This window comes from Nocardia sp. XZ_19_369 (assembly GCF_015355715.1).
In the GTDB taxonomy this organism is placed as follows: Bacteria; Actinomycetota; Actinomycetes; order Mycobacteriales; family Mycobacteriaceae; genus Nocardia.
This window is the reverse complement of the sequence record NZ_JACVED010000012.1, coordinates 103,653-122,949: the sequence shown is the minus strand read 5'-3', so window position 1 is coordinate 122,949 and position 19,297 is coordinate 103,653. Positions and strand designations below refer to the sequence as shown.

General features: G+C 67.7%; 18 protein-coding genes. 7 read left to right on the top strand and 11 right to left on the bottom strand.

Going from position 1 to position 19,297, the window contains the following annotated elements:
- Positions 1 to 25: 25 nt before the first annotated feature.
- From IBX18_RS36775 to IBX18_RS36765, 3 genes are all read left to right on the top strand, one after another.
- A complete protein-coding gene (locus tag IBX18_RS36775) occupies positions 26 to 991 on the top strand; it encodes a TIGR03557 family F420-dependent LLM class oxidoreductase (protein ID WP_194838060.1) in 966 nt (321 codons plus the stop codon).
- Positions 992 to 1,355: 364 nt separating this feature from the next.
- Positions 1,356 to 2,105 (top strand): L,D-transpeptidase, encoded by a 750-nt coding sequence (locus IBX18_RS36770; protein ID WP_194838059.1) that lies wholly within the window; start codon positions 1,356 to 1,358, stop codon positions 2,103 to 2,105.
- 373 nt (positions 2,106 to 2,478) lie between these two features.
- Complete coding sequence (locus tag IBX18_RS36765; protein ID WP_194838058.1) at positions 2,479 to 3,381, top strand: alpha/beta hydrolase; 903 nt, start codon at positions 2,479 to 2,481, stop codon at positions 3,379 to 3,381.
- 10 nt (positions 3,382 to 3,391) lie between these two features.
- On the opposite strand, the gene IBX18_RS36760 is transcribed toward IBX18_RS36765, so the two are convergent.
- Entirely contained in the window at positions 3,392 to 5,197 is a 1,806-nt protein-coding gene (locus IBX18_RS36760; protein ID WP_194838057.1) for an ABC transporter ATP-binding protein, read from the bottom strand.
- Between the two features lie 35 nt (positions 5,198 to 5,232).
- On the opposite strand from IBX18_RS36760, the gene IBX18_RS36755 reads away from it, so the two are divergent.
- Together IBX18_RS36755 and IBX18_RS36750 are read left to right on the top strand one after the other, a co-directional pair.
- Positions 5,233 to 5,658, top strand: a complete 426-nt coding sequence (locus IBX18_RS36755) for a MarR family winged helix-turn-helix transcriptional regulator (protein WP_194838056.1) — start codon at positions 5,233 to 5,235, stop codon at positions 5,656 to 5,658.
- 164 nt (positions 5,659 to 5,822) lie between these two features.
- Positions 5,823 to 6,578, top strand: a complete 756-nt coding sequence (locus tag IBX18_RS36750; RefSeq protein ID WP_194838055.1) for a hypothetical protein — start codon at positions 5,823 to 5,825, stop codon at positions 6,576 to 6,578.
- A 9-nt stretch (positions 6,579 to 6,587) separates the two neighbouring features.
- Here IBX18_RS36750 and IBX18_RS36745 read toward each other — a convergent pair whose 3' ends face one another.
- The 7 genes from IBX18_RS36745 to IBX18_RS36715 form a co-directional block, all read right to left on the bottom strand.
- Positions 6,588 to 7,721: a mandelate racemase/muconate lactonizing enzyme family protein gene (locus tag IBX18_RS36745; protein ID WP_194838054.1), complete on the bottom strand. Its 1,134-nt coding sequence runs from the start codon at positions 7,719 to 7,721 to the stop codon at positions 6,588 to 6,590.
- Positions 7,718 to 9,097: an aldehyde dehydrogenase family protein gene (locus tag IBX18_RS36740; protein WP_194838053.1), complete on the bottom strand. Its 1,380-nt coding sequence runs from the start codon at positions 9,095 to 9,097 to the stop codon at positions 7,718 to 7,720. The genes IBX18_RS36745 and IBX18_RS36740 overlap by 4 nt, the downstream gene beginning before the upstream one ends.
- Positions 9,094 to 9,684 carry a thiamine pyrophosphate-dependent enzyme gene (locus IBX18_RS36735; RefSeq protein WP_194838052.1) on the bottom strand — a complete coding sequence of 197 codons (591 nt, stop codon included), beginning with the start codon at positions 9,682 to 9,684 and terminating at the stop codon, positions 9,094 to 9,096. Before IBX18_RS36735 ends, IBX18_RS36740 begins: the two co-directional genes overlap by 4 nt.
- Before the next feature lie 2 nt (positions 9,685 to 9,686).
- Complete coding sequence (locus IBX18_RS36730) at positions 9,687 to 10,229, bottom strand: thiamine pyrophosphate-binding protein (protein ID WP_194838051.1); 543 nt, start codon at positions 10,227 to 10,229, stop codon at positions 9,687 to 9,689.
- Positions 10,230 to 10,355: 126 nt separating this feature from the next.
- On the bottom strand, positions 10,356 to 11,075 hold the full coding sequence (locus tag IBX18_RS36725; protein ID WP_194838050.1) for a GntR family transcriptional regulator: 720 nt from the start codon (positions 11,073 to 11,075) through the stop codon (positions 10,356 to 10,358).
- Between the two features lie 77 nt (positions 11,076 to 11,152).
- Positions 11,153 to 12,487 (bottom strand): MFS transporter, encoded by a 1,335-nt coding sequence (locus tag IBX18_RS36720; protein WP_194838049.1) that lies wholly within the window; start codon positions 12,485 to 12,487, stop codon positions 11,153 to 11,155.
- Positions 12,488 to 12,680: 193 nt separating this feature from the next.
- Entirely contained in the window at positions 12,681 to 13,532 is an 852-nt protein-coding gene (locus IBX18_RS36715; RefSeq protein WP_194838048.1) for a bifunctional 5,10-methylenetetrahydrofolate dehydrogenase/5,10-methenyltetrahydrofolate cyclohydrolase, read from the bottom strand.
- A 255-nt stretch (positions 13,533 to 13,787) separates the two neighbouring features.
- On the opposite strand from IBX18_RS36715, the gene IBX18_RS36710 reads away from it, so the two are divergent.
- On the top strand, positions 13,788 to 14,657 hold the full coding sequence (locus IBX18_RS36710; protein ID WP_147143663.1) for a YdcF family protein: 870 nt from the start codon (positions 13,788 to 13,790) through the stop codon (positions 14,655 to 14,657).
- A gap of 111 nt (positions 14,658 to 14,768) precedes the next feature.
- Positions 14,769 to 15,581 (top strand): putative protein N(5)-glutamine methyltransferase, encoded by an 813-nt coding sequence (locus IBX18_RS36705; protein ID WP_194838047.1) that lies wholly within the window; start codon positions 14,769 to 14,771, stop codon positions 15,579 to 15,581.
- A 21-nt stretch (positions 15,582 to 15,602) separates the two neighbouring features.
- On the opposite strand, the gene IBX18_RS36700 is transcribed toward IBX18_RS36705, so the two are convergent.
- The 3 genes from IBX18_RS36700 to IBX18_RS36690 all read right to left on the bottom strand — a co-directional run bounded on the left by IBX18_RS36700 (position 15,603) and on the right by IBX18_RS36690 (position 19,220).
- Complete coding sequence (locus IBX18_RS36700; RefSeq protein WP_194838046.1) at positions 15,603 to 16,682, bottom strand: S8 family serine peptidase; 1,080 nt, start codon at positions 16,680 to 16,682, stop codon at positions 15,603 to 15,605.
- Between the two features lie 104 nt (positions 16,683 to 16,786).
- Positions 16,787 to 17,617: an SDR family NAD(P)-dependent oxidoreductase gene (locus IBX18_RS36695; protein WP_135231875.1), complete on the bottom strand. Its 831-nt coding sequence runs from the start codon at positions 17,615 to 17,617 to the stop codon at positions 16,787 to 16,789.
- Positions 17,618 to 17,648: 31 nt separating this feature from the next.
- Positions 17,649 to 19,220, bottom strand: a complete 1,572-nt coding sequence (locus IBX18_RS36690; protein ID WP_194838045.1) for a succinic semialdehyde dehydrogenase — start codon at positions 19,218 to 19,220, stop codon at positions 17,649 to 17,651.
- Positions 19,221 to 19,297: the final 77 nt, after the last annotated feature.

Below are 19,297 nucleotides of genomic sequence, written 5' to 3'. Positions count from 1 at the left end.
AGCCGACAGAGCCGAGGAGGTAGCCGTGCAGATCGGATACAAGCTGGCCGCGGAGGCATTCGGGCCGAAAGAGCTGATGCGCCAAGCGGTTCGGGCGGAGTCCGCGGGATTCGATTTCGTCGAGATGAGTGATCATTACCACCCCTGGCTCGACGTTCAGGGGCATTCACCGTTCGCGTGGACGGTACTGGGCGCGATCGCCGCGCAGACCGACCGGATCGGGCTGGCGACCGGGGTGACCTGCCCGACCGTCCGCTACCACCCGGCGATCATCGCGCAGGCCGCGGCGACGCTGGCGCTGGTGTCCGACGGCCGGTTCACCCTCGGCGTCGGCTCCGGCGAGCGGTTGAACGAGCACATCGTCGCGCGGGAGTTCCCTGACGCGCGCAAGCGTCAGGAGATGCTGCGGGAAGCGCTGGAGATCATCCGCCTGCTGTGGCGCGGTGGGTATCGCTCCTACGACGGCCGCTACTTGTCGTTGTCGGACGCGCGAGTCTTCGACCTGCCCGACGAGCTGCCGGTAATCGCCGTCGCCGCCAGTGGTCCGCCGTCCGCGCGCATCGCCGCCGAACTCGGCGACGGACTGTTCGCCACCGAACCCAAATCCGAGATCGTCGAGCGATACCAGGAGGCAGGCGGCAACGGACCGCGCTACGCGGAGGTGCCGATGGCTTGGGCGCCCGACGAGCAGACCGCCGCCAAAGCCGTCCTCGAAACGTCGCGCTGGGCGTTGACCGGCTGGAAGGTGATGAGCGAACTGCCCAACCCGGTCAACTTCGACGCCGCGTCCAAAACCGTGCGCATCGAGGACGTGCTCGAGCAGTTCGCCTGCGGATCCGACCCCGCCCGTTATGTCGAGGTGGCTCAGCAGTTCGTCGATGCGGGCTTCGACCACCTGGTCATGCAGAACGCCGGGCCGGATCCGGACGGTTTCATCGACTTCTTCCAGCAGGAGCTCGAACCCCGCTTGCGCCAGCTCACCCCTAACTGAGCGCGCGCGGTCAGACGAATCCGCCACAATCCGCGCCGCACTCGGGCAGCGGGCCCGCACTCTCGGGATCCGCACTGGCTCTCGGGATCCGCACTCGATATTCGGGCCCGAAGTCGGTGCGGATCCCGAGACATGGTGCGGCTGTTGGCCTCAGCGGTTCCGTTCACGATCGACGGGACGTGCGGGCGGAACCCGGGGTGCGGCTGATCTGCACGAACGGTCGTGCGATGGGTGTTTCGTCTGGTTTGCTCAGGGGTGGGGCGGGTAGGCAGCATAGAGAAGGCAATGGTGGTCGGTGACGACTACAGAACGGTCTTGGTGACCGAGTACCTGCCTACCCACACCATCTCGAAGGGGTGGAGCCATGAGGCACGTAATACAACATCTTTTCTTAGCGATCTTGGTCGTTGCGCTGGGCGCGTTCGCGTCCGGACCGGCGACGGCAACACTGGCCGGGACGCCGCACACCAATTCGGTCGAATCCATCGGACCGTCGAACGGCAACGTCGTGGGTGTCGCGCATCCGGTGACCATTCGATTCGGCGAGGCAGTCGCCGATCGCGCCGCCGCAGAGCGCGCGGTCGACATCCGGGCGACGCAACCGCTGGGCGGAACATTCGCGTGGACCAACGATCGGGAAGCGGTATGGACGCCCACCGGGTTCCTGCCCGCCAACTCCCGCATCACTGTCGGCGTGGGTAACACCCGCACCGAATTCAATACCAACGCAGGCGTTTTCGGTGACGGCAACATGTCGGATCACACGTTCACGCTGACCGTCGGCGGCATCCCGCGGACGATGCCCGCCTCGTACGGCAAGCCGGGCTTCCAGACCCCGTCGGGCACCTTCCCCGTACTGGAAAAGGATGAGGCCGTCGTGTTCGATTCCCGGACCATCGGGATCCCGCTGAGCTCGCCCGAGGGCTATGTCATCAACGGCGAGTGGGCCGTACGTCTTACCTGGGGTGGTGTTTACATCCACTCCGCCCCGTGGTCGGTCGGTGATCAGGGCAACGCGAACGTCAGCCACGGCTGCATCAACCTGGCCCCCGAGAACGCCGAATGGGTGTTCCACACCATCAGCCCCGGTGACCCGGTAACCCTGCACTGGTAAACCCGCCTCGCACCCGCGACCCGGCGCACCGCCCCGGCAAGATACCGTCGGCGATGCGCCGGTCACGAGTGGGAGGACACGACCAATGCCCGAGTTCCGCATCCAAACCCCTTGCGACGCAGAGGAAGCCGAGTTCCATCGACTGTGGGCCCGTGGGCGCTGGTCACTCCGACGGACGCCGCTTCGATCCTGAGCGAGTTCACCGCGCCATGGTGGGTATCAGGCGGCTGGGCCATCGACGCGTTCACCGATTCCGCACGCTCAGGACCTACGTGGACCGTCATCACCCAGCTCACGAATGGTTGCCACTCATGACATGATCTGATGACTGGGACACATAGTCCCACTCGACGGACCTCGCAGGAGTTGACAGATGACGACCGCACCACGCTCGGATATCGAATTCCAGTCGGACGGCAGCACGGTTCGGGGGTGGCTGTATCGGCCGGCGACCGCGAGTGGCGCGGTTCCCGTGGTGGTGCTGGCGCACGGTCTCGGTGCCGTCAAGGAGATGCGGCTCGATGCCTTCGCCGAGCGGTTCGCGGCTGCCGGATTCGCCGTGGTGGTGTTCGACTACCGGCATTTCGGCGCGAGCGACGGTGAACCGCGGCAGCTGTTGAGCATTCGCCGTCAGCTCGCCGATTGGTCGGCGGCGATCGACTACGCGGCGGCCCTCGACGGTATCGATCCGGCTCGAATCGCCTTGTTCGGAACATCTTTCAGTGGCGGGCACGTGTTGCGCGTTGCGGCACAAGACAAGCGGGTCGCCGCCGTGGTCTCGCAGTGCCCGTTCACCGATGGTCTCGCCTCGGCACCCACCGTCGGATTCCGACCGTTGCTCGCCATCGCCGCGCGCGCAGGCTTGGATCTTGCCGCCACGGCATTGCGCAGGCCGCCGGTCACTGTGCCGCTCACCGGCGAACCGGGCCGGACCGCGTTCATGAACGCACCGGACGCGGCCCCCGGCTACACGGGTCTGGTGCCGCCGAACTTCACCCACCCCAATGCCGCCGCAGCCCGGCTCGGGCTGACCCTCCCCCTGTACCGTCCCGGCCGCAGCTTGCGCAAGATCGAGGTTCCGGTGTTCCTGGGCGTCTGCCTGAGCGACACCGTCGCCCCCGCCCGCCAAACCCTGCGTTACGCGGCAGCCGCCGGACCCAATGTCGAAGTGCACGAGTACTCGGCGGGCCACTTCGACATCTACGTCTCCCCCGACTTCGACAAGGTGGTGGCCGACGAAACCGCCTTCCTGGTCGAGCAGCTACGCCCGAGCTGAGGGCGAATCGCTAAGCCACCACACTCAACGCATCGTCGCGGGAGACCAGCGCCGCATACCGACCATCGAGCTCCATCAACTCCTGATGCGACCCACGTTCGACCACGCGTCCATGGTCGAGCACGACGATCTGATCCGCATCCCGGATAGTGGACAACCGGTGCGCGATGGTGATGGTGGTGCGGTCGACCGAGAGCGCGTCGATGGCCTGCTGAACTTCCAGCTCGGTGCGGGTATCGAGCGCACTGGTGGCCTCGTCCAGCACCAGGATCGGCGGGTTGCGCAGCACCGCGCGGGCGACGGCGAGTCGCTGCTTCTCCCCACCGGAGAACCGGTAACCGCGCTCGCCGACCAGGGTGTCGTAGCCGTCGGGCAGGCTCATGATGTGCTCGTGGATCTGCGCGGCACGCGCCGCCTCGTGTAGTTCCTGTTCTGTCGCATCGGGTTTGGCGAAGCGCAGATTGTCCGCGACCGTCGCATGCAACAGGTACGTCTCCTGGGACACCACACCTACCGCGGCGGCGAGATCAGCGAAGGACAAGTCCCGCACGTCTTTCCCGTCGATCGTGATCCGCCCAGAACTGACGTCGTAGAGCCGGGCCACGAGGTAACCGAGAGTGGTTTTCCCGGAACCGGTTTCACCGACAATGGCCAAACTCGACCCGGCCGGGACGGTGATGTCGATGTCGCTCAGCACATCCCGGCTCTGCGCTCCATACGAGAACCCGACATGCTCGAACCGCACCGCCCCGCTGACCTTCCCGAGCGCGACGGGCCGAACAGGCTCCTCGATATCGGGTTTCAGGTCCAGATACTCGAAGATCCTGCTGAACAACGCCATCGAGCTCTGCACCTCGACCCCGGTCGACAGCAACTGCACCATCGGCCGCAGCAACGTGGTCTGCAAGGTGGTGAACGCGACCAGCGTGCCGATCGACACCAGCGGTTTCCCGGTGGTGACCGCGAGCCCCGCCGCCCAGTAGATCACCGCGGGCATCGCCGACATGACGATGGTGATGGTCGACTGCCGCCACCGCCCCGCCATGCTCGCGCGAATCTCCAGATCGACCAGCCCGCGCGATTCCCGCGCGAAACTGTCGACCAGCGCGGGCGAGCGCCCCATCGTGCGCCCGAGCAGGATGCCGCTCACCGACAGCGACTCCTCCACGATCGCCGACATCCCTGCCATCTTTTCCTGGCGCTGACCGGTGATCTTGCGGCGTTCACTGCCGACCCGTCTGCTGATCCAGACGAAGAACGGCAGCATGACCAGCGACACCATGGTGAGCCGCCAGTCGAGCACGATCATCGCGATCACCGCCGCGACCACCGTGGTGAAGTTCGAGACCAGCGACGTCGCGGTGGAGGTGACGGTCGACTGCATGCCACCGATGTCGTTGGCGATGCGCGACTGCACCTCACCGGTGCGGGTTTTGGTGAAGAAGGACAACGGCATTCGCTGCAGTTGCGCGTAGACCGCGGACCGCAGGTCGTGCATGACGTCCTGGCCGACGGTGGTCGAGATATAGGTCTGCAGCACGCCGAACACACTGGTCAGCGCGGCGACCGCCACCATTCCGGCAGCAAGCAGGGTGAGCAGTCCGGTGCGCCCGTGCGGCAGCGCGTCGTCGAGCACCGCGCGCAGCATGAACGGCGAGGCGAGCGCGACGACCGAGGAGAGACATACGAGGGCGGCCACGAGGGCCAGCCGGGCCCGGTAGGGCCGGAACAGCCGGACGATCCGGCGAAGCTGATGCGGGGGCTGCAAAGGCGCCTCCTTCCGAGGAACTACGTGATGAAACTGAGCATGACTCATAATTGTTCCCGAAACAATGAGTTATGCTCAGAATCATGGAGTCCGCCGACACCGACCTGCCCGAACTGTTCCTGCGCGCGGCCAAACGCATCCGCCGCAACCAGGTGGGCAAGCTGGCCCCGCTCGGCCTCACCCCTGCGCAGGCCCGCGCCCTGCGCATCATCGGTCACCAGCGGGAACCGCTGCGGATGGCCGACCTGGCCGACCGCCTCGGCATCGTGCCCCGCTCGGCCACCACCCTCGTCGACGCCCTCGCCGCCGCCGACGTGGTCACCCGCGCCCCGGATCCGGACAACCGCCGCGCCACCCTGGTCACCCTGACGCCCGCCGGCCAGGCCACCCTCGCGAGGATGGCCGACGCCCGCCGCGAGGCCGCCGAAGAACTCTTCGCCACCCTCACCTCCGACCAGCGCGAAACCCTGCGAGACCTGCTGGCCACCCTCGATTCCGCCACCTGCTAGCGCAATGCCGACCGGATACCACCCGGCCGTACCCCTCGGGCAGCAAACGGGCAGTATTCTGCCCGGAGCGACGGCGAAGTCGGCTGGACATACGCGTCTACACGTTGCTGCATTTCGGGAACGGTGCGGATAACCTGGCGATATGACCTGACGAAGGTGGGGCGATGGATCGACCGGAGATGGGCTCACAGCCCGGATACGACTATGGGCGGGGGCCGCAAATGATGAAACCTGGTGTGCCGGAACAACGGTACGCACCGGATGACCGGTACCAGGGTACTTATTCCGACTGGGTGGACCGGCAGCCCGCGCCGGAACCGGAGCCGGATTACGAACCCGATTACTTCGAAGACGAGTTCAGTGGGCTGATCGATCGGTCCAAGCGAAATCGTTCGCCGCGCCGCTGGGCGGTGCCGCTGCTCGGCGTGGTCGGTGTCGCCGCCCTGGCCGCCGCCGCCGTCGTGTTCTTCTTCGGCGGCGACGCGGAACCGCCCACGGCCGCGACCAATCCGCCCCGGATCGGCGAGCCCGCCGCCTCCTCGGCCACCCAATGTACGGCCGAGCGGGTCGGCAACCGGATCAAGGGCAACGACCCGGGCAACTTCGACTCCGGCCCCGGCGCGATCTTCGCCTTCCAGCACGCGTACTACGTCGCGCGTTCCGGCGAGGAGGCCCGCGCCGCGACCACCCCGGACGCGGCGGTCGAGCCCGCGGCGGCCATCCAGCGGGGCATCGACAGCGTGCCCGCGGGCACCACCTACTGTGTCGCGATCACCCCTGGCGCGTTCGCGGGCCAGTACATGGTGGTGGTGACCGAGAACCGGCCGGGACGCCCGCCGGTCACCTACAACCCGCAGCTCGTCACCACCACCACCGGGGCCGGGCGCACCCTCATCAGCGCCATCAGCCCCGGCCAATAGCCCTGGCGCTCAGGCGAATTCGTACTTGGCGACGACTTCCTCGTCCAGCTCGATCCCGAGCCCCGGCCGCGACGGCACCTGCACCTGGTTGGCCCCGTACCGCAGCCGCGTCTCCGGCGTGAGCAGCAGTTCGAAGTTGTAGATGCCCTTCTCCAGCGCGAAGTACTCCACGACCAGCGTGTTGGCGACCGCGCCGCACAGGTGGACGTGCAGATTGTGATGCCAGTGCGGCGCCATCTGCAAGCCGAAGGCGTCGGCGGCGTGCGCGACCCGCAGCCACTCGGTGACCCCGCCGACCACCCCGGCGTCGGCCTGCAGGATCGACGCGGCGCCCGACTCGATGAGCTGCCGGAATTCCCAACGGGTCTGGTGTATTTCGCCGGTGGCGACCGGTGTGCGGATCTGCCGGGCGAGTTCGCCGTGCCCGGCGATGGCGTCCGGCCCGAGCGGTTCCTCGAACCACCACAGCTCCCGATCACCCGCCGCCCGCTCGAAAGCCTGGATGGCCGTGCGTGCTTCGTGCACGGAGCGGTAGGCGTTGTTGGCGTCGAGGGCGAGTCGGCCGGTGTCGCCGATCGCCTCGATCGCGGCCGCGACCCGGCGCGCGTCCTCGCCCACGCTCAGTCCGCCGACCTTGATCTTGTGATCGGTAAAGCCTTGGCCCGCATTGAATTCGATCTCCTTGCGGACGGCGTCGGTCCATTCGCCCTCGTCGGGGCGGTAGTAGCCGCCGGAGGCGTAGGCGGGCAGCGGAGTTGTCGCGCCGCCGAGCATGCTGGCCAGGGGTAGCCCGGCGCGTTTCGCGCGCAGGTCCCACAGCGCGATATCGATGGCCGACAGGGCCCGCAGCACCGCGCCGCGACGGCCGGCGAGCAGCGCCTCCTGATACGCGCGGCCCCACAGTCCGTGCACGTCATTGTGGTCGGCGCCGAGGTAGACCGGCGCGAGCACGTCGTCGACCGCGCATTTGGTCAGCGTGCCGACGCTGGTTCCGGCATAGGTGTAGCCGAGTCCGGTCGCGCCGGTGTCGTCGGTGACCTCCACCAGCACGTAGTGCCGATCGGTCAAGTCGCGGTTGGACATTCGGGTCGGCTTGTCGACCGGAATGCCGACGACGCGGGCCGAGATTCGAGTGATGGTCATCGAGTGCTCCTCGCGGATGGGGCGGTGCGTACCGCCTGGATGTTGGCGAATTCCGTAGCGCCGTAGGTGCTCAGCTCCCGGCCGTGCCCGCTGGCCTTGACCCCGCCGACGGGCAGGCGCGGGTCGGATTCGGAGATCCGGTTCACGAACACCGATCCCGCCGCGACCCTGGCCGCCAGTTGCTCGACCCGGCCGAGGTCACGACCCCAGATCGAGCAGCTGAGGCCGTACGCCGAGGCCTCGGCGGCGGCCAGCGCGGCGGCCGCCGAATTGACCGAAAGCACCGCGCCGAGCGGGCCGAACGTTTCCTCTTGGAAGGCAACGGAATACGTGTCGGGCACCGCGACGATGGTCGGCGTGAACCAGGCGCCCGGACCGGTATCGCTGGCGCCGCCGACCAATACCTCGGCCCCGCCGGCCACCGTCGCGGTCAACTGCCTGCGCAACTCGTCCCGCAGGTCGGCGCGGGCCATCGGGCCGATATCGGTGCCCGGCAGGGTCGGATCACCGACCGCCAGCTTGCCGAGTTCGGCCACCATCGCCTCGGTGAACTCGGGAAAAATCTTCTGCTCCACAATGATTCGCTTCGCCGCGATGCAGCTCTGCCCGGCATTGAGGAACCGGGAGCGCACCGCTGCCGCCGCCGCGTCGGGCACCTCGGCGTCGGACAGCACGATGAACGGATCGGACCCGCCGAGCTCCAGTACCACCTTCTTGACCGCTTGCCCGGCCCTGGCGCCGACGATCGCGCCGACCCGATTGCTGCCGGTGAACGCCACCGCCGCGATGCGCGGATCCTCGATGAGCGCGCCGATCCGCTCCGGCGGCAACACCACGCTGGTCAGCACTCCGGTGCCGTACACCTCGTCGAACAGGCGCTGCACGGCCAGCGCGCACCCGGTGACATTGTCGGCGTGCTTGAGCAGCACCGTGTTGCCGATCGCGATGGCGGGCAGCATGGACCGAAAGACCTGCCAGAACGGATAGTTCCACGGCATGATCGCCAAAAGCACGCCGAGCGGCCGGATTCGGATCTGGCCGCTGTCGGGGAACACGTCGACCGACTGTGGCGCAACGAGTTCGGCGACGTGATCGGCGTAGTAGTCGCAGGTGAACGCGCACTTCTCGATCTCGGCGATGGCCTGGCCGATCGGTTTACCCATCTCGGTGGTGATGAGCAGCGCGGAAGTGTGCGCGTCGGCCCGCAATCGGGCGGCCAGCAGGCGCAGCCGATCGGCCCGGTCCTTGACCGGTTCGTCGGCCACGCGACGTGCGGCCGCGACGGCTCGATTGAGCAGCGCGGACAACTCATGGTCGGAGGTGAAAGCGTAGGCCTCGAGGGGACTTCCATCGGCGGGGTTGACGGTGGTGATCATCGGACCGCCTCTTCGGCCGACCGCGACGCCAGCCAATCCTGGAAGCGTCGACCGAGGATCACCGGGTTCTGCAGCAGCTTCGGCGCATCGGTGGCATTGCCGACCGCGATGCGCACATGCAGAAACACCGGGCCCTCCAGACTCAGCACCTCGGCCAACCGTGCCGCGAGCTCTTCGGGATCGGCTGCGCGTCGCACCGTCCAACCCGCCGCATCGGCTAGCTCACCCAAATCGATGCGTGAGCCGTAGGTCGGCAAATTGGCCGTCGCGCCGTACACTCCGTTGTCCAGCAACACCATCACCAGCTTCGACGGCCGCAGGAATCCGCCGGTGGCAAGCACATTTGGGTTCATCAGCAGCGATCCGTCACCTTCGATCGCCACCACCTTCGGCACCTCCGTGTCCGCGATGCCCAGCGCGATGCCGGTCGCGACGGAACCCGCCAGCCCCATCGCATCGAGCAGATACAGATGATTCGGTCGATCCGCGACCGCCGCCAGCTCTCTACTCGAGGCGGCACAGGTCACCACCACCGGCAGGTCGCTGGTCTGTGCGGCGATAATCCGCAGTGCGTCAATACGTTTCACGTTCAGGCCGCCTTGCCGTCGGTCGCCCAGAAGTGTGCGAGCACCACCACCGGCCGAAATGTCATGCGCGCGTGCACACCCGCCTCGGTGACCACCGCCGCCCAGTCCGCAGGCCCACTGCGCCGGTCGAGTTCGAAGAACGGAATCCCGAACTGTTCGAGCATGCGGGGCACGTGCTGGCTGAATGTGTGGATCATCGAGTTGTACTCACCGAGCCCGCCGCGGGTGTTCGCCACGATCAGCATGGGCAGGTGGTAGGCCACGTTGAACGTGGTCAGAGCCGTCAGCGCGTTACCGAAACCGTTGTCCTGCATGACGATTGCGCCGAGCTTGCCGGTCAGCGGCAGCGCGCCGATCAGCCCGGCCGCTTCCTCTTCCCTGGAGAGCGGGAACACCCGCTCGGAGCTGCCTGCGGCACCCCCGCTGGTATCGACCAGCGCCGTGATGACGGGTGCCACGCTCACCGATGGCACATAACCGACCAGATCGACCTCCGCCGCCCAGATGCCGCTGGCGACGGACGCCGCATACGAGTTGGAATTCACCGAATGTCCCTTCGCCGGACCGGCTGCTCGAACGCAGCCTCTTTGGTGTCTGCAACATACTACTCAACGTGAGTAGCATGCAACACTCAAAAAGGCGTGACACCGATCAGGATTCGGACGGGACTGTCAGTAGATGACTTGGTCGCCCTCGGGGACGGACACCGAGACCCACCGCCGCCACTCCGCGACCAGGCCGCGGTTGTCGTCGCTGCTGTGCGCGACGAGCAGATCGCCCGAGCGCACCAGATGTTTGCGCATCGCGCGCTCGGCACCGACACCATCGCGCTTGCGCAGCGCATCGACGATGTCCCAGTGGTCTTTCAGCGCGGTGTCCACCGTCTGATACCGCGGCACGCTGTGCCTGCCGTCCAGGGCCAGCGTCTGCCGCAACTCGTTGACCACCTTGGCCAGCCTGCGATTACCGCTGGCCTGCAGGATCAGTTCGTGCAGCCGCTCGTCGGCGGCGAAGTATTCGGCGCCGCCGTCGGCGGTGCGTTCCATGATCCGATACTCGGCGAGCATGGCTTCGTCGTCGCGGCTGGTCATCACGGCGGCGGCACTGCGGCAGGCGGGCGGTTCCAACAGCACCCGCAGGCTGCACAGGTCGACGATGCCGCGCCCGTCCTGCCCGAGCACCCTGGCGCCGCGGTTGCGTTCGATCTTGACCAGGCCCAGATCGGCCAGCTTCAACAGCGCTTCACGCACCGGCGTCCGCGAGGCGCCGAACCGCTCGCCCAGCTCACGGGACGAATACAGGATGCCGCGCTCGAGCCGCCCCTGCCGGATCGCGTCCCTGATCTCGGCAGCGATCTGCTCGGACTTGCTGTCTACCGCATCCTGCGACAAGGCACCTCTTCACGACCGAGAGCAACGGGAAATCGCCCGTGGCACACCGTCCCCGGGCGATTCCCCAGCATAGTCGCTCAGACAGGCTCTACCGACGAGGCGCGTCGTGGCCTGGACCGCGCGGCGATCGCACCGATCACGAGCAACGCGCCGACGTTGGCCATGATCATCACGGCGATGGCGAAACCGGTGCGCCCGCCGGAGAAGTCCTTGATCCAGCCGAACGCATACGGGCTGACGAACCCGGCCGCGTTGCCGAGCGAATTGATCAGCGCGATACCGCTGGCCGCGCCCGCGCCCGCTAGATAGGCCGTCGGCACCGACCAGAACAGGGGTTTCGCGGTCTGCGCGGCCATCGTGGCCACCGTGATCGCGGCGAACGCCAGCAGCGGCGACCCGAACGCGAACGCCGTGATGCTGAACGCGACCACCGAGATGCCCAGCGCGACCAGCACCGGCCGCGACGATCCCTCGGCTCGGACGAGCCGGCCGGTGGCGTACATCCCGATGGCGGCCAGCAGGAACGGCACCGCCGACAACCAGCCGATCTGGGTGCTGCTCAGCCCGTCACCGACTTCCTTGACCACTGTCGGCATCCAGTAGGCCAGCGGATACGCACCGCACAGCACCAGGAAGTAGGCCAGGCACAGCGCGAGCACCCGCTTGTTCCGCAGCGCCGCCAGATGACCGGCGGGTGCCGTGCGCGCGCGTTCCGCGTTCTCGGCCGCCAAGGTCTCGACCAACCAGGTCCGCTCGGCCTCGCTGAGCCATTTTGCCTCCCTTGGCGTTTCGGTGAGCGCGACGAAGAAGACGCCGCCGAGCAGCACTGCGGGCAGGCCGCCGACGATGAACACCCAACGCCAGCCGTCCAAACCCAGTGCGCCGTCGAAGGTGTCGAGTATCCAGCCGTTGAGCGGACTGCCCAGCACGCTGGCCACCGGGATGGCCACCATCACCGTCGAGATCACCTTGGCGCGTTGGGCATTCGGGTACCAGCGGGTGAGATACACCAGGATGCCGGGAAAGAAGCCCGCCTCCGCGACGCCGAGCAGGAAGCGCAGCACGTAGACCATCTCGACGCTCGTCGCGAACGCGGTCAGCGTGGCGATGATGCCCCAGGTCACCAGGATTCGGCTGAGCCAGATCCGGGCGCCGACCTTGTTCATGACGATATTGCTCGGCACCTCCGCCAGCACATAACCGACGAAGAAGATGCCCGCCGCGAACCCGTACTGGGTCGCGGTCATGCCGAACGTCTCCTCCATGCCGAACTTGGCGAAGCTGATGTTGATCCGATCGATGTAGCTCACGATGTAGCCGATCATCAGCAACGGAACTATCCGGCGGGTGATCTTCCGGATTGTGTTCGCCTGCAGCACGTCCCCCTCGACTTGGGGAATCGAACGTTCCATCTCTTTCCTCCACAGCACAGAGCCAGCTGTGATGGCATGCCACCTAGATCAGTAGCATGTCTCACTTGGTGAGTGGCATGCTACTCATGCTGTGACGCGGCGCACAAGACTTTCGCCGACGTGTCGAGGAAAACGGCGACGGCCGGCCCGGGAAGTTCCCGGACCGGCCGTAAGCCTGCGATGCCGCGGTCTGTCAGTTGCTCGCGTTCTCCGCGGCAACGACGACGTGCCGCATGAGCAGCGCGGTGGTGACGGGCCCGATACCGCCGGGCACCGGGCTGAGGGCGGCGGCCTTGCCGCGCACCGACTCCGCCTCGACATCGCCGACGATGCCGCCGTCGGCGGCCTCATTGGTGCCGACGTCGATGACCACCGCACCCTCGCGCACGTGCTTACCGGTGACCAGGCCGATGCGCCCCGCCGCGGCGACCACGATGTCGGCGGCCGAGGTGACCGCGGGCAGGTCGGTGGTCCGTGAGTGGCAGACGGTGACCGTGGCGTTCTCGGCGAGCAGCAGCTGGGCCAGCGGCTTGCCGACGATGTTCGAGCGGCCGACGACCGCGACATGCCGACCTTCGAGCGGGATTTCATGCTGCTTCAGCAACTCCACCACCGCCTCGGCGGTGGCGGGCACGAAGCCGTCCAGCCCGGAGGCGAGCAGGCCGAGCGAGAGCGGGCTCACGCCGTCGACGTCCTTGGTCGCGACGATCGCGGAGCTCACGTCGTCGAGGGAGATGCCCGCGGGCAGCGGTGTCTGGAGCATGATCGCATCGGTCGCGCTGTCCGCACTGCGCGCCGCGAGCTCCGCGCGGATCGTGTCCGCGCTCGCGTCGGCGCCGAGATCCACGGTGTCGCAGGCGATTCCGAGACGCTCGGCGGCCTTGCGCAGCGAGTTCACGTACCAGGCGCTGGCCGGGTCGTCGGTCGCCACGATCAGGGCAAGGCGCGGCGCGGCGCCCGCCTCGGTGCGTGCGGCGGCGCGCTGCTTGGTGTCGGCGTTGATGGCGGCGGCGAGTTCCTTGCCGGTCAGCGAAACGGTATCCACGCTGTCATACCTTATCCGGGGCCGCGCGGCCCGCCGCGACTGCGCCTAGGTCCTGTGTCGCAGCCCGCCCGGTTTGTCCCGATGCCGGAAATAAGCCGCAGAATCCGCCCGGCTAATACGCGATTTCCAGATCACCCCGCCGTATCGTGATCCCTGCTTGCCCATGGCTAACTGCCAGCACGTGCCAGACCCGTTTCTTGCCGATCGTCCAGCTCGCCGATCACACAGCATTTTCGCGGAAAGGTGTCGACTGTAGTGAAGATCTCGAGGCACTCGAAACAGCTAGCCGCGGCGTTGTTCGCGGCCATCACCCTCACCGGCCTGGCCGGCGCCCCGGCCCAGGCCGACGTGACCGACGACCTCTACAACTCCGCCCAGCGCAACTTCACCGACGGCAACGACGTCGCCGGACGCGCCGACCTGCGTGCCCTGATCGGCGCCGACCCCGCCGACGCCGACGCGCTGTCGCTACAGGCCATCTGGTCGCACTACGCGGGTGACCTGCCCGCACTCGCCGACGCGATGGCGCGGCTCAACGCCGTAGACCCGGGCAAGGCGGCGGGCACCAACCACGTGCTCAACGCCATCGCCGCAGCCGTCGGCACGTTGCCGAATCCGTTGCCTGCGTTGGTCGGACCGCAGACCGGCATCGTTGTGCTCGGCTACGGCCTACTGCCGGACGGCGCGCTGCGCCCCGAACTGGTGAACCGGTTGACCGCGGCCTGGCTGCAGTCGATCGCCTCGCCCCTGTCCCCCATCGTGGTGACCGGCGGTAATCCGCAGAACGGCATCACCGAGGCGGACGCGATGGCAGGCTGGCTGATCGGCCACGGCGTGCCCCCGAACCGGATCCACGTGGAGGGTCGCGCGGGGTCGACCGTGCAGAACGCGCTGTTCAGCACCAAGCTGCTGCGCGATGTCGGCGCGACGAGCGCGGTGGTCGTCACCTCGCCCAACCACATCCGGCGCGCCGTCGCCGACTTCATCGTGGCGGGCACCACCGTGGTCGGCGCGACCACCTCGCTGGAGCAGCTGGTCTCCCAGTTGCCGCCGCCGGCCAGGCAGTCGCAGCGCGGCATCTATCTCGATGCCACGCGCACCTTCGAATTGGCTACTTCGCGCTGAGTACGCCCGCGCCCGGGGTCCGCACGAGGGTGCGGATCCCCGGCGGGCGAGCGAGATCACGGGGAAATTCGCTGGCTGCGTCCGGTCCGGGCACGGCAGGATGGCCGAGTGATGGCAGCAGGTAGAACCGAAGAAGTGGTCGCGTCCTTACGCGCGGCGGGCTGCGTTTTCGCCGAGGACGAGGCCCGCCTGCTCACCGCCGCCGCCGCGGAAACCGGCGCGGACCTCGACGACCTGGTCGCCCGGCGGGTCGATGGCACGCCGCTGGAGTATCTGCTCGGCTGGGCCGAGTTCCACGGGCTGCGGGTCGCGGTCGCCCCCGGCGTTTTCGTGCCGCGGCAGCGCACCGCGTTCCTGGTGGAGGAGGCCGCTCGCTTGACCCGAGCGCGGCACCGGCATTCGGTCGTGGTCGATCTGTGTTGTGGCTCAGGCGCTTTGGGGCTGGCGCTGGCCACCCTCCTGGCCGCCGAGCACACCGTCGTGACGCTGGCCGCCGCCGACATCGACCCGGTCGCCGTCGACTGCGCCCGCCGCAACCTCACCCCACTCGGCGCGCCGGTCTATCAGGGCGACCTCTTCGAACCACTGCCCGAGGAACTCCTCGGCTGCATCGACATCCTGCTCGCCAACACCCCTTACGTCCCGTCCGAGATGATCGCGCACATGCCGCCGGAGGCCCGCGATCACGAACCGCGCACCGCCCTCGACGGCGGCCCCGACGGCCTGAACATCTTCCGCCGCGTCGCCGAAGGCGCCCGATCCTGGCTCGCCCCGGGCGGTCATCTGCTGGTCGAGTCCAGCGAGGAGCAGGCTCCCGCAGCGATCGCAGTGCTCACCGAGCACGGACTCGCAGGCCGGATCGCCGAATCCGAGGAGCACTACGCCACCGTCGTCATCGGAACCAGACCAACCGACGGGGCGTAGCTTCCGGGTTCCGGCGATCCGCTATGCCGCGACCGCTGCCGCGGCGTCGACGATGCCGTACCCGTACAAGGGGGTGTACACCCCACGCGGCGGCCCGGGGACGAATGGCGTACGCGCGGTGCGAAGGATGGCGCTGTAGATGTCCGGCACGCTCCGTCCTTGCGCGGCCAGCAGCGCTGCGACGCCCGCGACGTGGGGGCTTGCCATCGATGTACCGGCGACAGCGTCGTAATCTGCTTGACCGCAGGTACCTGCTGTTCCGGTCCCACGCGGGACCGAAGACCACACGTTGTCATCGCAATTGATCAGTCCCGCACCACCCGGAGCCGAGACGATCTTCAGATCCGGTTTGAGACCGAAGTGTGAGTACCAGCCTTTGAGCTCTTGTCGGTCGGTGCCGACCACACAGATCACGTCGCGAGTGAACGCGGGATCCAGGCACAGCGGAAGGGAAGTGTTGCCCGACGCGGCGACAACCGCGACGCCGTTGCTCACCGCGTAGGCGATCGCATCGGACAGCCGCTTTTCGATCCCGACCACGGCCAGCAACTGGTCGTTGGGCAGCCCGCTCAAGCTCAGGTTGACGACGTCCGCGCCATGATCGACCGCCCAGCGCACGCCCTCGCCGATGTCCTCATAGGTGCCGATATTCTCGACCACCTTCACCGGCATGATCTGCGCGTCCGGTGCGACTCCGGCGATACCGATGCCGTTGCCGGTCGCCGCGGCCGCGATCCCCGCGACATGCGTGCCGTGCACGTCGATGGTCGAGCCGACGCCGTCCGGCCCCTTCCAGTCGCCGTTGCCACACGGCCGCTGCCCGTCGGGACATCCGGTGAAGGTGGCGCCGGGGACGAGCTTGCCTTGCAGATCCGGGTGGTCCAGGTCGACGCCGGAGTCGACGATCGCAATCACGACCCCGGCGCCGGTACTGGTCGACCACGCCTGCGTGGCCTTGATCTGGGTGAGACCCCACTGCTTGCCGAACAGGGGGTCATTGGTCGCGGCATTCGCCGGGGTGGCCAGGGCGACCGCCGTCGCGGCAACCGTGCTTACTGTCAGGCAGAGCGTCATCGAGGTCCAGCTGCGCTTGGTCCGCATGGTCGGCTCCAAGAATCGATGCCCGATCTTTTGGGCCGGGCGTGTGCTGACTTCATCCCGGCCCGAGGACATCGCGTTACTGAACAGTTGCTGACGGCGGCCGCTTACTTCTTGCGACCGGTGAACTCGTCCATCGAGTGGTAGACGCCGACGGAGTTGAGAAACAGATCGCGCAACTTGATCGGCAGGATCCCCGACAGCGCCTTGTTGAGGCGCGAGGTCCACGGCAGGATCACCAGCGGGTTGCCGTTCTTCATCTCGCGCCAGGAGGTGTCGACCACGGCGTCCTGCTCGAGGATCGGGGTGAACAGGAAACCCTTTGCGCCGTCGAACATTCCGGTGTTGATGTAGGTCGGGCAGACCGTGGTGACCTTCACGTGGTCGTGGCCCGCCTGCTCCAGTTCGATGCGCACCGAGTCGGACCAGCCGAGCGCCGCCCACTTGGACGCCGCGTAGACGCTCATCCGCGGATTCGAGACCAGCCCCGCGGAGGAGGCGATGGTCAGCACCCTGGCCTCGGTCGAACCGGCCACCATGGCGGGCAGGAATTCGAGGGTGACGTACATGGGGGCGTGCGCGTTGATCGCCATCGTCTTCTCGATGTCGGCGCGGTTCTCGGTTTCCCAGAAGTAGTTGTTGCCCCGGACGATTCCCGCGTTGTTGACCAGGATGTCGATGGTGCCGACCTCGGCGCGCACCGACTCCGCCGCCTCGGTGATGGCCGCGGGCGCGGACACGTCGACCACGAAGTGGTGGATGGTCCCGCCGAGACCGGTGAGCTCCGCGGCGGTCTCCTTCAGCGCGACCTCGTTGATGTCCCACAGCACCACCGCGGCCGCGCCCTCGCGCACCGCGCGTTCGGCGAACAGCTTGCCAAGGCCCATCGCGGCGCCCGTGACGAGAACCTTCTTGCCCGCAACCGTGTCGAGTTTCATCCGTCCCTATCCCTGTCGATGTCGCTGAAAGTTACTTCTGGCGCAGTGTTTTCATCAGGCCGAAGTAGAAGGTCATGGTCTTGGCCCACAGCTCCTCGGACATGCCGGGCAGCGGCGCGATCGGCAGCATCCGCTGCACCGCGATGGTCTGGGTGTCGATGTATTTGAGGAGGCCCTCGGCGCCGTGCCTGCGCCCGGTGCCGGAGATGCCGAGGCCGCCGGACGGCGCGTCGGCGCTGCCCCAGGCCGCGATGAAGCCCTCGTTGACGTTCACCGAACCGGCGTTGATCCGCGCCGCGACCTCGCGCCCACGGGCGATGTCCTTGGTCCAGACGCTGGCGTTGAGGCCGTACGCGGTGTCGTTGGCCTGCTCGACGGCCTCGTCGTCGCTGCCGACCCGGTAGATCGAGACGACCGGGCCGAAGGTCTCCTCGCGGTACACCGTCATGCCGGGGCGCACGCCGCTCAGCACCGTCGGCTCGTAGAAGTACGGACCGAGATCGGGTCGCGCCCGCCCGCCGGCCAGCACCGTGGCGCCCTTGGCCACCGCGTCCTCGACATGCGAACGGACCGTGGCCAATTGGCGCGGGAAGGTGAGCGAACCCATGTCGCTGTCGTAGTTCAGGCCACCGCCGAGCTCGATACCCTTGACGTGCTCGATGAATTCGGCAACGAACTGGTCATACACCTTGTCGTGCACATAGATTCGCTCCATCGACTCGCACAGCTGCCCGGCCGAGGCGAAGCAGGCGCGGATCGCGATCTTGGCAGCCCGGGACACATCGGCGTCGGCGAGCACCACCAGCGGGTTCTTGCCGCCGAGTTCGAGGGAGTAGCCGATGAGCCGCTCCCCCGCCTGCTGGGCGATGGTGCGGCCGGTCGCGCTGGAACCGGTGTAGTCGACGTAGTCCGCGCGCCCGATCACCTCGTGCCCGATCACCGAGCCGCGCCCGAGTACCGCCTGCCACAGGCCGCGCGGCAGGCCTGCCCGCTCGGCGGCGTCGATCGCCCACAGGGCGGTGAGCGCGGTCTGGTTGTCCGGTCGCGCGACCACCGCGTTGCCCGCGACCAGGGCGGGCAGCGCGTCGGAGGCGGCCAGCGCGAGCGGGTAGTTCCACGGCGAGATCACCGCGACCACACCCTTGGGCCGGTGCCGCACGTCGACCTGGGTGAGCACCGGCAGCACGCCGCGCGGCTTGCGGGTGGCGAGCAGTTTGGCGGCGACCTGCGCGTAGTACCTGGCGTTGACGGCCACATCGCCGACCTCGTCGAAGGCGTGCGCACGAGACTTACCGGTCTCGGTCTGCACGATGTCGAGGATGGTGTCCTGCTCGGCGAGCACGATGTCGTGGAAGCGGCGCAGCACCGCGGTCCGCTCCCGGATCGGGCGGCGCGCCCATTCCTGCTGCACCGCGCGAGCCGTCGCGAACGCCCGGTCGATATCGGCGACCGAGGACTGCGGCAGGTCGGCGATCTTCTGCCCGGTGGCGGGGGCGAACACCTCGACCGAGGGCGCACCGCCCGCGGTCGCACCGTCGAGCAGGGACTGGACCAGCGACGATGGCAACGCGTCTGCCGCGGCGAGCTGGGGGGCGGTCGTCATTGTCGGCCCTCTCGATAGGACGGTCGGACGAGCCGTGCGCGCATCCGCCTTTAACTGAACACTAGTGTTAGATTAAT

Coding starts and splice junctions, on each gene's coding strand:
- IBX18_RS36750 (WP_194838055.1), top strand. CDS start 5,823: ATGGATCGACCGGAGATGGGCTCACAGCCCGGATACGACTATGGGCGG.
- IBX18_RS36760 (WP_194838057.1), bottom strand. CDS start 5,197: ATGAGTCATGCTCAGTTTCATCACGTAGTTCCTCGGAAGGAGGCGCCT.
- IBX18_RS36745 (WP_194838054.1), bottom strand. CDS start 7,721: ATGACCATCACTCGAATCTCGGCCCGCGTCGTCGGCATTCCGGTCGAC.
- IBX18_RS36695 (WP_135231875.1), bottom strand. CDS start 17,617: ATGAAACTCGACACGGTTGCGGGCAAGAAGGTTCTCGTCACGGGCGCC.
- IBX18_RS36700 (WP_194838046.1), bottom strand. CDS start 16,682: ATGCGGACCAAGCGCAGCTGGACCTCGATGACGCTCTGCCTGACAGTA.
- IBX18_RS36765 (WP_194838058.1), top strand. CDS start 2,479: ATGACGACCGCACCACGCTCGGATATCGAATTCCAGTCGGACGGCAGC.
- IBX18_RS36770 (WP_194838059.1), top strand. CDS start 1,356: ATGAGGCACGTAATACAACATCTTTTCTTAGCGATCTTGGTCGTTGCG.
- IBX18_RS36740 (WP_194838053.1), bottom strand. CDS start 9,097: ATGATCACCACCGTCAACCCCGCCGATGGAAGTCCCCTCGAGGCCTAC.
- IBX18_RS36705 (WP_194838047.1), top strand. CDS start 14,769: ATGGCAGCAGGTAGAACCGAAGAAGTGGTCGCGTCCTTACGCGCGGCG.
- IBX18_RS36755 (WP_194838056.1), top strand. CDS start 5,233: ATGGAGTCCGCCGACACCGACCTGCCCGAACTGTTCCTGCGCGCGGCC.
- IBX18_RS36690 (WP_194838045.1), bottom strand. CDS start 19,220: ATGACGACCGCCCCCCAGCTCGCCGCGGCAGACGCGTTGCCATCGTCG.
- IBX18_RS36720 (WP_194838049.1), bottom strand. CDS start 12,487: ATGGAACGTTCGATTCCCCAAGTCGAGGGGGACGTGCTGCAGGCGAAC.